This window comes from Dokdonella immobilis (assembly GCF_900115085.1).
GTDB lineage: Bacteria > Pseudomonadota > Gammaproteobacteria > Xanthomonadales > Rhodanobacteraceae > Dokdonella > Dokdonella immobilis.
This window is the reverse complement of the sequence record NZ_FOVF01000019.1, coordinates 20,885-35,598: the sequence shown is the minus strand read 5'-3', so window position 1 is coordinate 35,598 and position 14,714 is coordinate 20,885. Positions and strand designations below refer to the sequence as shown.

The window sequence follows — 14,714 nt, the reverse complement described above, 5'->3', positions numbered from 1 at the left end:
TTCGAGATTCGAGATTCGAGATTCGAGATTCGAGATTCGAGATTCGAGATTCGAGATTCGAGATTCGAGATTCGAGATTCGAGATTCGAGATTCGCGGGTGCGGGCCCGAGATCCGCACGCCCTTGTGCCCGTCGTTTCTGCGTGAGCCAATCAAGTCAGACTGAAAATCGACCCTCAGTCTCGGTGAGCGAGCGCGCGCGGCGGCGAATCCCGAATCCCCAATCCCGAATCCCGGCCGTCTAGACCCGCTTCCGCACCTTCCCCAGCGTGATCAACGCCACGCCTGAAAGGATCACGGCCATCGCGACGACGTCGCCGGGATGCACCTGTTCGCCGAGGAAGAGGGCGCCGAGCAGGACCGCGACCGGCGGATTGACGTAGGCATAGCTCGTGGCGAGCACGGCGCGCACGTGCTTCAGCAGGTACAGGTAAGCGGTGAACGCGACCAGCGAGCCGAACACGACCAGATAACCGAGGGCCAGCATCGAGGCGGCGCTGGGCCGGCTCGGCGGGTGTTCGCCGAGAATCACCGATACGAGGGTCAGCGCGACGCCGCCGCTGATCATCTGGGCCGCGGTATTCATCGAGGCGGGCGGCATATCGCGACGGCGGCTCCAGACCGAGCCGAAGGCCCAGGCCGTGGCCGCGACGACCAGGGCAATGGCGCCGAGCGGGGCGCCGCTCATGCCATTGCCGAGGTTGAGCAGGATCACGCCGGCGAAGCCCACCGCCAGGCCGATCCATTCCAGCCGGCTTGGCCATTCCTGGTAGATCAACCCGAATGCGGCCGCGAACAGTGGCATGCTGGCGACGGCCACGGCGGCGAGGCCCGACGCGACCGACTGCTCGGCGAAGCAGGCCAGGCCATTGCCGACCCCGAGCAACAGGGTTCCGGTCAGCGCCGCATTCAGCCATTGCCGGCGCGTAGGTGGCGGCGTGCCGCGCAGGCGCAACCAGCCGTAGAGGGCGCCACCGGCGACGGCGAAGCGCACCGCGCCGAGCAGGAACGGCGGCCAGCTGTCGAGCGCGATGCGGATGGCGAAATAGGTCGAGCCCCAGATCACGTAGACCGCGAACAGGGCGAGCGCAACGAGAACACTCGGCGAGGCAAGCAACGATCGAGGCAGTGGCGGCAGCGCCGCTCCCGACGGAGGCGGCTGCAGGGAAGCATTCATCGATGACGGTTCGTGGCTGTGGTCAGGGGCACCGGAAAAGCGACCCAGCGTCCACGATTCGGCCGCTTTGCGCCAGAGCCACTGGCGCGACTGTGGATGGGGCCTATCCCCGCGGGCCCGACGAGGCGGCGGGGGTTGAATGCTCGATGACGGCGCGACGGTCCGATTCCCTGACCACGGTGAACTCCCCGTCGATCACATCCTTGTCCGCGGCCGTCGAACGGGCCGACGGCGGCCGCCGCGTCTTTCCACGCAGGCTGCCGATCAGCAGCCAGGCCGCGCCGACGACCACGAAGGCGGCGAAGGCAAACATGCCGAGAGCCAATACCGCGAGCACGGCGAGAAAGCCAAGCAGGCTACCGATCAGACGCAGCAGCGGATTGCGCGTGCGCAGACCGGTTTGGAAGACGAACATTGCAGACACCTCGCTCTGGGTCGGACCCATGCCAGGCCATGGCTGTGCAGGGCGCGGGTCCGTAGGGGTATTCTTGGGGCCATGACTCCCACCTGCAAGTGTCAAAGGTCCGGATGAGCCCTACCCGCGTTCTCTGCCGGGTCGAGGACATTCCCGATTCCGGCGCCCTCGCCGTGCGCATCGACTCGGCCACCGGAGGCTTCGAGATCATCCTGCTGCGGCAGGGAGATCGGGTCTTCGGCTATCACAACGAATGTCCCCATCAGGGCCGGAATCTCGACTACGTGCCCGGCAAGTTCCTGATTCGCAACGGATCGATCATCTGTGCAGCACATGGCGCCACATTTGCGGTCGCATCCGGCGACTGTCTCGCCGGACCCTGTCGCAGCGGATTGCTTCGCGTTCCGCTGCAGGTCGAGGACGGCGAAGTCCGCGCGCCCTGAGTCGGCTCGGCGGCGCGGCCGGCAAGGCGACCGCAGTCCGCACTGTCCAGATTCACCCTGTCGAACGTACGAGGAATGTCGTTGACACGTGGCAGGGGACTGACTAGGCTCGACGAGGAGCGTCCACGCCCACGTTCCGGCACGTCGCACGAGGGTATCCCGGTGCACAGCTGGCGCGATGCGGGCGGGTATCGCGGCAGCCGCACCACCCCTGGAATAAAGCTCGAGGTTCGCATGCGTGGCAAGAACCAGCAGACACCCAAACCTACCGAAGCCGAACTCGGCATCCTAAACGTGCTTTGGGAGCGCGGTGCTTCCACGGTGCGTGACATCCACGAGGCGCACTATCGGGATGACGGCACGGGCTACACGACCTCCCTGAAGATGCTGCAGATCATGCACGCCAAGGGACTCGTCGAGCGCGACGACTCGCAGCGCGCGCACGTCTACCGCGCCGCGATCAGCAAGGAAAACAACCAGAAGCGCTTTCTTTCGGACATGGTGCAGCGCGTCTTCGACGGTTCGCCGTCGCAACTGGTGCTGCAGGCACTCGGCGGCCAGCCCAAGGCCAGTCGCGAGGAACTCGATGAAATCCGCGCATTGCTGGACAACCTCGAGTCGGGAAAACGGCCATGAACCTGATCGCCGGCAATCTCCTCTGGGTCCAGACCCTGGGCTGGACGCTGATCCACTTCGTCTGGCAGGGATTGGCCATCGGCGCGCTGTTCTCGGGTGTTCGCGCCCTGGTGCCCCGCGAACACAGCTCGATCCGCTACGCGCTGGGCCTGCTCGCCCTGGTCATGCTGGCGCTGAGCCCGGCCCTGACTTTCTGGTTGTTGTGGCCGCAGGTCGGAAGCAGTGCCGTCGAAGCTGCCAGTGCTGCGCAGGTCTTGCAGGCGGTCGTGCTTGCCCCGATCGAGCAGGTCGAATCCGCTTCACCGTTCAGCGCATTGCTGCCGATGCTCGTGGTCGGCTGGATGGCTGGTGTCTCGATCATGATCTGGCGGACGGTGCATCAGTGGCGCGCGCTCGAACGCATCGCCACGCGGCTGGCGTATCGTCGCGCCGAGATCGAGGAGATCCTGCTGCGCGTGGCCGAACGCTTCGGCGGCATGCCGGGTGCGCGTGTCCTCGTTTCGGCCTTCATCGATACACCGACCCTGATCGGCTGGTTCAAGCCGGTGATCCTGCTGCCGGCCGCCGTGGCCACCGGATTCCCCCGAGAGCAGCTCGAGTTGATCCTGGCCCACGAACTGGGCCACCTTCGGCGCTATGACCATCTGGTCAATCTCGGCCAGGCCGTGCTCGAGACCCTGCTCTTCTATCATCCAGTCGTGCACTGGATCTCGCGCGAGGTTCGCCACGAGCGCGAGGTCTGCTGCGACAACCTGGTCCTGCGCCTGACCGAGAGCGAGCCGCGTGAGTACGCGCGTACGCTGGCAGCGCTCGAGGACATTCGGCAACTGACCCCGCAACTGTCCCTGGCGGCGTCCGGAGGCATGCTGCTCGATCGCGTGCGCCGGATCGTCGGCTCGAAGTCCCTGTTGCATGCGTCACAGCGCACGCATCGCAGCGCCTGGCTGGTTGTGGCTGCCAGCACGGGTCTGGTGGTCGCGATGGCGCTGGTCTCGCAACCTGGCGAACCGGAAAGCCCGGATTCGTTCGGGCAGCCGGTGCTGGCTCCCGACCTTCAGGTGGTGACCGTGCGCCCCGCAACAGTCGACATCGCCGCATCGATTCCGGTGGCCTTCGCTTCCCTGCCGGAACTGGCCTCGTCGGAAAATCCGCTGGCCAGTCCCGAACAGGCGCAGGGCGCGGCAACTGCAGCCGGTTCCGGCGAGGTTGAAGCCGCTTTGCCGAAGCTGCCCGTTGCCGAGCTTGCAAGCTTGCCGCAACCGCGCGTTGCTGCCGGCCTGTCCAGGGTTCCGCTCCAGGTTGGCGATGTCGATATCGACCGGATCGAACCCGCCGTGGCCGCCGTCGCGAACGCACCCGAGGAAGTCGGCAAGCCGACCATCCTGCGCCGCGTCGCGCCCGACTATGCGTCTTCCGGTCCCGGCGAGCAGGACCTGATGGTGGGTTTCGAGTTCGCCATCGACAAATCGGGCAAGGTCCGCGATATCCGGGTGGTGTCGGGCGATCGTTCGAGCAGGTTTGCTGTAGCGGCGCGCCGTGCGCTGTCGCAGTGGCAGTTCGACCCCGACACCGTGGCGGTCGGGGCCGGTGGACGATTCCGCCAGGACTTCGAGTTCATCTCCACGGCCCGCTCGGCCAGCGCCAGCGATGCCGCGTGCACGACGCCGATCGGGTCTCACGTCTGTCGGCCGGTGCGTGGGACGGGAACCCCGATTACGCGGACCGTCGAGCGTGAAAGCCGCGCGGTCGCCCAGGCATCGGAAGTCGGGGCAATCTGCACGCCGCCGACCGGATCGCTGGTGTGTCGACCGGTCGAGGGGCCAGGGCCGTTGGTGCCGAACGAAGGAGATGAGGCAACCATGGCCCACCTGATCGTCCTGGCGGGCGGCGGCCACTGATCCCGACCGGCTTTCCGAACTAGCCGCGCCGCATCGGCCTGCGAAGCCGGCCCGGGCATTCCCGCTGAGCGCGATCATCCGGGAAAGCCTGCCGCCGCGGCTGCCGCGATCGACCTGCCGTACCCGGTCCGGCTCAGCCGCGATTGAAGACCAGGTTGACGGTGACCAGGGTAGTGACCAGGATCAGCACGGTCAGGGGCAGGCCGACGCGCAGGAAATCACGGGCGCGGTAGCCACCGGGGCCGGCCACGACCAGCAGGACCGGATTGGCGCTGGGCAGCAGGAACGTATTCGACGTGGAAATCGCCACGATCAACGCGTAGGCGGCCGGATTGCCGCCTGATGCAAGGGCGATGTTGATCGCCATCGGCACCATCATGACGGCCGCACCGACGTTCGAGATCACCTGCGAAAAGCCCAGCGCCAGGATCGCGATGAAGGCCTGCAGCACCCACTGCGGCAGGTCGCCGAGGTAGACCATGACTTCCTGCGCGATCCAGGCCGCGGTGCCGGTCGAATCCATCGCTCCGCCGAGCGGAATCAGGCAGGCCAGGATGAAGATCGTCTTCCAGTTGATCGCGTGGTAGGCCTCGTCCATGTTGAGCACGCCGGCCAGCAGCATGCCGACCGCACCGACCAGCATCGCCACCGCAAGCTTGAGATCGGTGAACAGGCCGAGGCCCATGGCCAGGCTGAAGAAGAACACCGCATGCCAGATCTTGCTCGGCCGTTGTTCCTCCTGCGGGAAGTCGGTGACGACGACGAAATCGCGCGATTCCGCAGCCAGGGTGAGATCGCGCCACAGGCTGTGCAGGATCAGGGTATCGCCGGGCCGCAGCGAAACCTCGCGGACATCCTCGCGGAAAACCTGATCGCCGCGGGTCACCGCAAGCACGCTGATGCCGAATCGCTTGCGCAGGCGCAGGTCGCCGACCAGTTGCTTGATCCAGCGCGAATTCGGCGCGATCACGACTTCGGAAATGCCGGCCCGGGTCGGGTTGAACATGTCGCCGAAATTGCGCAGCCGCGACTGCGTCCGGCATAGCTGGTTGTTGGCGAATTCGCTGATTTCCTCGCGCTTGCCGAGCACGCCGAGGACGCTGCCGACCCAGATCATCTGGTCCGCAGGCGGTGCCAGGCGGGCTTCGTTGCCGGTCTTAAGGGCCAGGATCAGCGGCGCACCGTGCAGGCGTTCGGCCTCGACCACGCTCATGCCGACCAGCGGACTTTCCGCCGTTACGGTCAGCTCCATCACTTCGCCATCGATGCCGTACATCTCGGCGAAGTAGGTCTCGGTACGTCCTGGGGTGACCTTCTGCTTCTCTTCCTCGCTCGGCCACAGGCGTGGGGTCAGGAAGGCGAAGTAGGCGAGTCCGACCAGCAGCAGCGGGATGCCGACCGGAGTAATCGCGAACAGCGGGAACGGTTCGATGCTCTGTGCGCCCGGCGGCAGGTTGCGGTTGGCGCTGGCCACCAGGTCGTTGAGCAGGATCAGCGGTGAATTCGAGATCATCGTGATGTTGGTGCCGGCCAGGATGCAGCAGGCCATCGGCAGGAGCAGGCGCTTGAGCGGAATGCCGGTACGCGAGCTCAGGCGGCTGACGACCGGCATGAACAGGGTCGCCAGGGCCTGGCTCTGCATGATTGCCGACATGCTGCCGACCATCGCGTTGATCAGGTGCGAAACGCGCGTTTCGACGCCACCGGCCAGGCGCAGGATGAACGAGGCGGCCTTGCCGAGCAGGCCGGTGCGATCGAGGCCGGCGCCCATGATCATGACCGCGATCAGCGACATCACGGCGTTGCCGGCGAATCCGTCGAACAACTGCTCGACCGGCATCAGGCGGGTCACGCCGATGACGACGATGACGAGCAGGGCGACGAGGTCGCCACGCACCCATTCGAGGACGAGCATGAGCACGGTGAACACCAGCAGCCCCAGCACGAGGGCCATGTCGGTGGTCAGGGTCAGGCTCATGTCCATTGCGCTGATCTACGAGTCCGTGGTCGCGGCGGGCGGGTTGTTCGTGCAGGCCTCAGGTTCTTTCATGGATCAGGTCCCAGACGCCATGGCCGAGGCGGACACCGCGCTTCTCGAAGTGGGTCTGGATGCGCCATTCCGGTGCGGCAGAGTATGACCCGAGTCCGGCCCGGTTGCGCCATTGCGGACAGGCATCGACGACTTCGAGCATGTGTTCGGCGTATTCCGCCCAGTCCGTGGCCAGATGCAGCAGGCCGCCCGGGCGCACGCGCGTGGCCAGCAAGGCGACCAGGGCGGGCTGGATCAGGCGTCGCTTGTGGTGGCGCTTCTTGGGCCAGGGGTCGGGGAAGTAGATACGGACCTCGTCGAGCGAGTGCGCGGGAATCTGGTGCTCGAGCACTTCGACCGCATCGTGGTTGCTGATGCGCACGTTCGAAAGGTTCGACTCGGCCAGCGCATTCATGAGCCGGCCGACACCGGGTCGATGGACTTCGATGCCGATGAAGTTCCGTGCCGATTCGTGCAAGGCCGCATGCAGCAGTTGTTCGCCGTTGCCGAATCCGATTTCGAGAACGGTCGGCGCCGGGCGCGGAAACAGCGCCTCGAGATCGATTTCGTGGGCGGAGTATTCGAGGCCGTAGCGTGACCAGTGGGCTTCGAAGGCCTGCTGCTGGGCCGGCGTGATGCGACCCTGGCGCAGCACGAAACTGCGCACGCGACGGTTTTCCTTTCGTTCTTCGGGATCTCGGTCGGCGTGCCTGGGATCGGTCATCGAAATCAGCCGATGGTGCCGTCGAGCGGGCTCGACGCCGACGCATAACGCTTGCGCGGAATCCGCCCGGCGCGGAAGGCGGCGCGTCCAGCCTCGATCGCCAGCTTCATCGCATGCGCCATCAGCACCGGGTTGCGCGCGCTGGCGATCGCCGTGTTCATGAGCACGCCGTCGCAGCCGAGTTCCATGGCGATGGCCGCGTCCGAGGCGGTGCCGACGCCGGCATCGACGAGCACCGGCACCTTTGCGTTCTCGACGATTTCCATCAGGTTGTAGCGATTCTGGATGCCGAGCCCGGAGCCGATCGGCGCCGCCAGCGGCATGATCGCGACGCAGCCGATCGCCTCGAGTCTTCGCGCCAGCAGCGGGTCGTCGGTCGTGTAGACCATGACGTCGAAGCCATCCGCGACCAGTCGTTCGGCGGCTTCGAGTGTTTGCACCACGTCCGGGAAGAGGGTTTTCTGGTCGCCCAGCACTTCGAGCTTGACCAGGGCATGCCCGTCGAGCAGTTCGCGGGCCAACTGCAGCGTGCGCACGGCGTCGTCCGCCGTGTAGCAGCCGGCGGTATTGGGCAGGATCGTGTAACGGTCCGGTGGCAGCACGTCGAGCAGACTGGGCTGGTCCGGATCCTGGCCGATGTTGGTCCGCCGGATAGCCACGGTGACGATTTCCGCCCCTGCGGCCTCCGTCGCAAGACGCGTCTCCTCGAGGTCCCTGAACTTGCCGGTGCCGGTAAGCAGGCGCGAGCGATAGCTGCGGCCGGCGATGACGAGAGCGTCGTTGTCGATGGGAGTCATGGCGTCCTTTCGGAGGGTGGTTGCGGCGGCTCGAAAATCAATTGAAGGGACGTCCGCTCGAATCCCCCTTCTGCGGCCTGCTCAGCCTCCGCCGATGGCATGCACGATCTCGATTCGGTCGCCCTCGGTAACGCGGACTGCGGCATGAGTGCTTCTCGGCACGATCCGCCGGTTGACCTCCACGGCAACCCGCTTGCCCTGGTAGCCGGCGGCGGCCAGCAAGTCGAACAGGCTTGGCTCGCCTTCGATCTCTCGGGGTTCACCGTTGAGCATGATCTTCATGCGTCCATTCTAGGGAGGGACTGATCAAACAGCAAAGTCGTCATGGCGTGCGGAAGGTTCACCACAGGTACCGCGTAGCGAGGTCACGGCGGATTGTATTGACGAGGCGCGCAGTGTCTGTGGGAGCCTTCTGGACGCCACCTTTGTACCCTCCGTTCACTCGCTCAGGCGTCGGGGCGACCTTGCTGCTTGAGCAGATCCTCTCTGTTGTCCATGGTGGCACAGCAACAGCGTTGCGCCGGCCGAAATGACGACGCCGCAGCAGGCTGCGGCGTCGGCAATGGCACGGCGGACTCGAAACGGGTAGCGATCAGTTGCGGTCGCGTCGTTTGCGGTCGTCCTTGTTATCCTTGTCCTGGTCATCCTTCTTGGCGGACTTTTCCGCACGTTGCGGTGCCACCGGTGCATTGCGCGGCTGGCGCTGCTGGATCTCGCGCGCAGGCGCCGGTTGCGGTGTCGCGCGCTGCGGAAGGGCGCGGCTGGGTGGCTGCGGTCGCTCACGGTTCTCGCGCTGCGGCATTTCGCGCGGCGCGACTTGCGCCGGGGCCGAGCGCGGAGGCGCCTCGCGGGTCTGCACCGGCGGACGCTCGCGGATTTCCCGCTGCGGCAATTCGCGTTGCGGGACTTGCTGCCGCTGAGGAGTCTGGCGCTGCTGGATCTCGCGCTGCTGAGTCTCGCGCTGCGGCGCGATCACGCGCGAGGGTGTGTTTTCCTGAGCCGGTCGAACCGGCGATTCGCGACGTTCGACCTGGCGCTGTGGCAGCTCGCGCTCCTGTGGCTTTGCGCGCTCGACGGGCCGCGGCGCGCGAACGGTGGATTCCCTGCGCTCACGATTTGCAGGCGAATCCTCGCGCAGTGGCCGGTCGCGACTGGTCGTCGGGCGGACCGGCGGCTTGGCTTCCGTGCCGCGCGCCGCGGGCTTGCCGCGCATGTCGGCGCCACCCCGATCGCCGCGCTCGGCACCGACCGGCCGCTCGACCCTACCGCGCTCGGAGGCAGTGCGCTGCGGCAGCGGCTTCGGTGCGACCGCCGCGGACCGATTGCCTTCGCCGACGACCTTGATGCGGCGGTCGCGTTGCACGTCGGCTTGCGGCCTGCGTGCCGAGATCTCGCGCAACTCACTGGCCGCGAGCGGCTGGTTGTCGTTGCGGTTGATCGCCTGGATGCGTGTCGTGACGTCCATCCTGCGCGTGACCGGTTCCCGGCGCGCGATCACCTGGCGATCGAACGCTTCGGTACGCACCGCGCGCCCTCCGCCCCGCTCGACGCTGCCACCGACGAAACTGCGCGGCGTCGGCGCCATCTGCACGCGACTGACGACCTGGCTGCGTGCCAGCTGCGCCTGGTTGACCTGAACGCGCGAGCGCTGCACCGCTCGCGCATTGATGAAGGCATCATGCGAGACGGCGGTAAAGGCGCGGTCGTTGCGGCGGTAGGCATAGTTGAAATTGTCGACCGGACGACCACGCGAGTAGTTGTTGTAGACGTTGGTGATGTAGGTGTTGTTGATGATCGTGGTGTTGTGGACATTGACGCGGTTGAAGTAGTCGCGCGAACCGCGGTACCACGGCACGTACACATCGCGTGGGCCCAGCGGGAACCAGCCGACCGGACCCCCGCTGGAAATGGTCACGCTGAAGCCGCCGCCGCCGACGAAGGCGACCAGGGCTGGCGCATACACGGGACGCACATTGCGCGGGCTGGGCAGCCAGCCCCAGCGGTTGCCGACGTAGGCCCAGCGTCCGTAGTGAGAGGGCGCGAAGCCCCACGGGGCATTGTCGACCCAGGTCCAGCCCCAGGGATCGATCCAGGCCCAGTGGCCGTCGCGATAGGGCGCCCAGTCGACTTCGACCCGGCTCGGGTACCAGACCGCGCCATAATCGCGGGTCGTGCTCCAGGTGCCGTAGTCGTCGAGATCCGCGTAGCCGATCACCTCGTCAGACACATAGCGGCGCGAGGGCGAACGCTCGTAGCGCTCGGCGCGCTCGTAGCACCAGCGATCGAAATCATCCTGGCGCGGCAGATCGAGCGTCTCGTAGTCCTCGAGGCGGGTGTCGTAGAAGCGGTAGGAGAAGCCGTCACGCACGCGGAAGCTGGCGTTGTCGCTGCCATAGACATCGGCGCTGCCGTCAACCACGGTGACCATCGTCGAGCTGCCATCCGGGGCGATGTCGATCCGGTACTGACCCACTTCGTCGATGACCAGGGCGAGGGTCGGCGTGTCGACCTCGTAGCTCTGGCCCTCGAAGATGCGTCGGACGGTCAGGCTCAGGGTGCCTTCGGTCAGTTCGACCTGGGCAATGTCGTCGTCGAGGTCGAGCAGACCGAATGAAGTGCGCTCGTCGAGGCGCAGGGTGGCGGCGCCGATTTCCATTTCCACGCGCGAGGCGCGGTCGGTATAGAGGTTGTCGCCCGCGATCAGCGGACGATTGATGCGTGCATCAGTCCAGTCCTCGAGTCCGGCAGGGCGCATGCTGACCTCACCGCCAACATGGCTGAGGCGCGCCACGCGGCCGGGCGGGTCGGCAAGTGCCGTACCGCTCGCTATCAGGAAAACGAAGAGGGCAGGGATCAGCCGGATCACCGGGGGGCAAGCACGTCGCATGAACATGGTGGTCTCCTGAAGGTCCGGGCCGTGGAATCCGATGCAGACGGTCCTGGCGATACGGTCCGGTTCACGCGTATCTGAACGCATCGAGGCTGAACGCAGACCATCCGTATCGGGGCTCCACCCATGGGCTCAGCGCGCGGGTCCGCGGCCGCCATGGGCGCCAGCCGACGACGACTCTTGCCGCGCGCTCGGCCGGACCGCTAATCTGTGCGTCCCGCGGGTGTAGCTCAATGGTAGAGCTGTTGCTTCCCAAGCAACTGACGAGGGTTCGATTCCCTTCACCCGCTCCATCATTTCTCCTTGATTTTTCCCTGTCGCGAAGGCCGGCCCCGGCCACTTTTCGTGACCGGCAGCCCGATCCAGCCATCCCGCCGCCATGAAGATTGCCATCCTCTCCCGCAATGCGTCGCTGTATTCGACCAGCCGCCTGGTCGACGCCGCGCGAAGCCGCGGCCACAGCGTCCGCGTGCTCGATCCGCTGCGTTGTTACATGCGCATCTCGCGCAGCGGCTTCGAAATGCACTACAAGGGGCGGGCTTTGAGCGGATTCGACGCGGTGGTTCCGCGCATCGGCTCGTCGATCACATTCTACGGGACGGCCGTGCTGCGCCAGTTCGAAATGATGGGCGTGTATACGCCGAACAGCTCGGATGCCGTGCTGCGCTCGCGCGACAAGCTGCGTTCACTGCAACTGCTGGCCCGCCAGGGCATCGACCTGCCGATGACCGTATTCGGCGATTATCCCGACGATACGGTCGACCTCCTGCAGATGCTCGGCGACCCGCCGCACGTGATCAAGCTCAACGAGGGCACCCAGGGACAGGGCGTGTTGCTGGCCGAAAAGCGCTCGGCCTCGCAAGGCATGATCGAGGCATTTCGCGGCCTCTATGCGAACTTCGTCGTGCAGGAATTCATCGGCGAGGCCGGTGGCGGGGATCTGCGTTGTTTCGTCGTCGGCAACCGGATTGCCGCGGCCATGCACAGACAGGCCCCGGAAGGCGACTTCCGCGCCAACCTGCATCGCGGCGGCAGGGCCGCGCCGGTCACCCTGAGCGAGCAGGAAACCGAGGTCGCCCTGCGCGCCGCGGCGATCATGGGCCTCGGCGTCGCCGGGGTCGACCTGCTGCGTTCCCGGCGCGGACCGCTCGTGCTCGAGGTCAATTCCTCGCCTGGCCTCGAAGGCATCGAGGAAGCGACCGGCATCGACATTGCTTCGGCGGTGATCGCGGAGGTCGAAGCCGGGGTCGTCGCCGAGGCCCGTTGACGGGTCGTCAGGCGATATGGATTAACGGAAGAATCAGAGAGGCTTAACCTCCATTTAAGCTCTCGATCCCTATAGTCCCGGTCACTGTAGGTTCTGCTCGACACTCCTAAGCGTAAGGTCAGGTGACAGGCAGATTACGGTAATCGGGGCAGTAGCTTTTGGCCCAAGCGAGGTGTGTTCCCCCAAAGGCACCTCCTTGGGCCATTTTATTTGCACTGCCGCCCGACTCCTCCCCTTCATCCGCGGTTTTTCCGGTTCTGGGCATTCCTGGCCGGTGTTCCGCGCTAAGCTACGTCCCCATGCGCATACTCGTCATAGAAGACAATAGCGATATTGCCGCCAATATCGGTGATTTCCTTGCCGATCGGGGCCATGTCGTGGATTTTGCAGGCGACGGCGTGACCGGCCTGCACCTGGCCGTGGTCAACGAATTCGATGCGATCGTGCTCGACCTGAGCCTGCCCGGCATGGATGGCCTCGAGGTTTGCCGCAAGCTGCGCCAGGAGGCGCGCCGGCAGACGCCGGTCCTCATGCTGACTGCGCGCGATGCGCTCGAGCAGAAACTCTCCGGTTTCGATTCCGGCGCCGACGACTACATGGTCAAGCCGTTCGCCCTGCAGGAGCTTGCGGCCAGGGTCGAGGTTCTTGGCCGTCGCGGCAAGGGCGTCAAGACCCGTCTGCTGCAACTGGCCGATCTCACCTACAACCTCGATACGCTGGTCGTCATCCGTGCCGGCAAGTCGATCCAGCTCAACCCGATCGGTCTCAAGCTGCTGCAGGCGCTGATGGATGCGGCACCCTCGGTGGTGACGCGCCAGGAACTGGAAACGCGGGTCTGGGGCGAGGAACTTCCGGACAGCGATTCGCTGCGCGTGCACATCCACGGCCTGCGCGCCGCAATCGACAAGCCCTTCGACAAGCCGCTGATCCAGACGCGTCACGGCATCGGCTATCGCATGGTCGATCCGGATGCAGTACCGGCGTAGGCTTCGCAGCCGGATCATCATATCGTTTGCGCTGTTCGGCCTCGGGCTGACGGCGCTGTTCGCCGCGGCGACGATCTACCTGCGCGTGCGCATGGAAGATCAGCTCATCAACGATACGCTGACCCGCGAGCTCAATCATTTCGTCGACTTCAAGCGCGAGTATCCGCAACCGGACGCGCGCTGGAGCATGTCGCTGTTCGAAGCGCAGATCGTGCGCGCAGGGCGCACCGCGACGGTGCCGTTCGCCTGGCAGAAATACGACTCGGGCGTCTACGACATCGCCGACCTCGATGCCTCGGGGCGGCCTCGCTCCTACAAGCTTGCCGTCTACAAGGACAGCGACTTTTGGGCCTACCTGCGCTTCGACGTCAGTTCCCAGAAGCTGACCGAGCGCCAGCTGCTGATCGTGCTGATCATCGCCGTGCTCGTGTTCGCCGTGCTCTCCCTGCTCATGGGCCTGTGGTTGTCCTCGCGCGTCATGAGTCCGGTCACCGAACTCGCCGCGCGCCTGCGCGAGCTGCGCAAATCGGGGCAGTACGTGCCACTGGCGCCGCGCTTCGCCGATGACGAGGTCGGTCAGCTGGCCGTCGCCCTCGACGACTACGCCGCCCGGTTGACCCACCTGGTCGAGCGTGACCGCGAGTTCAACGCCGATGTCAGCCACGAACTGCGCACGCCGCTGGCGGTGATCGCGACCACGACCGAACTGCTGATGGGGCAGAGCCTGCCGGACAAGGCGCAGGAGCGCCTGCGCCGCATCGAGCGCGCGGTACGCCAGTCGACCGAGTTGACCGACGCCCTGCTCTTGCTCTCGCGCAGCGAACGCCAGGCGCCGACCGACGGCGAGACCACCGACGTGGCCAAGGTCGCCGAGCAGGTCATCGACATCAGCCGCCCGCATCTCGGCACCAAGCCGGTCGAGGTGCGTCTCGAAATCGAGCAGCCCCTGAAGACGGTGGCGCCGTCCTCCGTGGTTGCGGTGGCCCTGACCAACCTGATCAGCAATGCCTTCAAGTACACCCAATCCGGCCAGGTCACGGTGATCGTCGGACACGGCCGGGTCGCGGTCGAGGACACCGGTCCCGGGATTGCCGAGGAAGACGCCGAACGCCTGTTCGAACGCGGCGAGCGCGGCACCACCCTGGTCAAGGGGGCCGGGCTGGGCCTGGCCATCGTGCGCCGCCTGTGCGAACTGTACGGCTGGCAGGTCTCGCTGGCGCCGCGACCCCAGGGCGGTGCCGTGGCAACGCTGCAATTCGACTATCGAAAGATCGACTAGTCCGCGATCGGAAGACCCGGAGATCCCACCTGTCGACCCTGCGCAGGCGGGATGTCCGAGCGAACATTCGCATCGCAAATGGCCCGAAGGCGAAGGCACCGGGGGGTCCGTCAGCCGTATTCTCCGGGGCCAAATCAAAATGGATCCCAGCCGGCGCCGGGATGACGGTGAGGA

The 14,714-nt window shown here is 65.9% G+C and carries 13 protein-coding genes and 1 tRNA gene; 7 read left to right on the top strand and 7 right to left on the bottom strand.

Annotated elements, in window-relative coordinates; all coding sequences use genetic code 11:
- Positions 1-240: 240 nt before the first annotated feature.
- Positions 241-1,176, bottom strand: coding sequence for a drug/metabolite exporter YedA (gene yedA, locus BM125_RS12955; RefSeq protein ID WP_092408634.1), 936 nt, complete (start codon positions 1,174-1,176; stop codon positions 241-243).
- Between the two features lie 103 nt (positions 1,177-1,279).
- Positions 1,280-1,591 (bottom strand): hypothetical protein, encoded by a 312-nt coding sequence (locus BM125_RS12950; protein ID WP_139224996.1) that lies wholly within the window; start codon positions 1,589-1,591, stop codon positions 1,280-1,282.
- A 113-nt stretch (positions 1,592-1,704) separates the two neighbouring features.
- Here BM125_RS12950 and BM125_RS12945 point away from each other — a divergent pair, with 113 nt between their 5' ends.
- From BM125_RS12945 to BM125_RS12935, 3 genes are all read left to right on the top strand, one after another.
- Positions 1,705-2,034 carry a Rieske (2Fe-2S) protein gene (locus BM125_RS12945; protein ID WP_092408630.1) on the top strand — a complete coding sequence of 110 codons (330 nt, stop codon included), beginning with the start codon at positions 1,705-1,707 and terminating at the stop codon, positions 2,032-2,034.
- A gap of 81 nt (positions 2,035-2,115) precedes the next feature.
- Entirely contained in the window at positions 2,116-2,670 is a 555-nt protein-coding gene (locus BM125_RS12940; RefSeq protein ID WP_245778917.1) for a BlaI/MecI/CopY family transcriptional regulator, read from the top strand.
- Positions 2,667-4,568 (top strand): M56 family metallopeptidase, encoded by a 1,902-nt coding sequence (locus BM125_RS12935; RefSeq protein WP_092408626.1) that lies wholly within the window; start codon positions 2,667-2,669, stop codon positions 4,566-4,568. Before BM125_RS12940 ends, BM125_RS12935 begins: the two co-directional genes overlap by 4 nt.
- Positions 4,569-4,701: 133 nt before the next feature.
- Here BM125_RS12935 and BM125_RS12930 read toward each other — a convergent pair whose 3' ends face one another.
- The 5 genes from BM125_RS12930 to BM125_RS12910 all read right to left on the bottom strand — a co-directional run bounded on the left by BM125_RS12930 (position 4,702) and on the right by BM125_RS12910 (position 11,011).
- Complete coding sequence (locus tag BM125_RS12930) at positions 4,702-6,546, bottom strand: SLC13 family permease (RefSeq protein WP_175498073.1); 1,845 nt, start codon at positions 6,544-6,546, stop codon at positions 4,702-4,704.
- A 58-nt stretch (positions 6,547-6,604) separates the two neighbouring features.
- Entirely contained in the window at positions 6,605-7,321 is a 717-nt protein-coding gene (gene trmB / locus BM125_RS12925) for a tRNA (guanosine(46)-N7)-methyltransferase TrmB (protein WP_092408624.1), read from the bottom strand.
- 5 nt (positions 7,322-7,326) lie between these two features.
- Positions 7,327-8,118: a thiazole synthase gene (locus BM125_RS12920; protein WP_092408622.1), complete on the bottom strand. Its 792-nt coding sequence runs from the start codon at positions 8,116-8,118 to the stop codon at positions 7,327-7,329.
- Between the two features lie 81 nt (positions 8,119-8,199).
- Positions 8,200-8,400, bottom strand: coding sequence for a sulfur carrier protein ThiS (thiS, locus tag BM125_RS12915; protein ID WP_092408620.1), 201 nt, complete (start codon positions 8,398-8,400; stop codon positions 8,200-8,202).
- Positions 8,401-8,710: 310 nt separating this feature from the next.
- Positions 8,711-11,011: a DUF6600 domain-containing protein gene (locus BM125_RS12910; RefSeq protein WP_092408618.1), complete on the bottom strand. Its 2,301-nt coding sequence runs from the start codon at positions 11,009-11,011 to the stop codon at positions 8,711-8,713.
- A gap of 216 nt (positions 11,012-11,227) precedes the next feature.
- Between BM125_RS12910 and BM125_RS12905 the strand changes: the two genes are divergently transcribed.
- The 4 genes from BM125_RS12905 to BM125_RS12890 all read left to right on the top strand — a co-directional run bounded on the left by BM125_RS12905 (position 11,228) and on the right by BM125_RS12890 (position 14,540).
- A tRNA-Gly gene (locus tag BM125_RS12905) sits at positions 11,228-11,301 on the top strand.
- An 86-nt stretch (positions 11,302-11,387) separates the two neighbouring features.
- On the top strand, positions 11,388-12,275 hold the full coding sequence (gene rimK / locus BM125_RS12900; protein WP_092408616.1) for a 30S ribosomal protein S6--L-glutamate ligase: 888 nt from the start codon (positions 11,388-11,390) through the stop codon (positions 12,273-12,275).
- A gap of 299 nt (positions 12,276-12,574) precedes the next feature.
- Positions 12,575-13,261, top strand: a complete 687-nt coding sequence (locus BM125_RS12895) for a response regulator transcription factor (protein WP_092408614.1) — start codon at positions 12,575-12,577, stop codon at positions 13,259-13,261.
- Positions 13,245-14,540 (top strand): sensor histidine kinase, encoded by a 1,296-nt coding sequence (locus BM125_RS12890; RefSeq protein ID WP_092408612.1) that lies wholly within the window; start codon positions 13,245-13,247, stop codon positions 14,538-14,540. Before BM125_RS12895 ends, BM125_RS12890 begins: the two co-directional genes overlap by 17 nt.
- Positions 14,541-14,714: the final 174 nt, after the last annotated feature.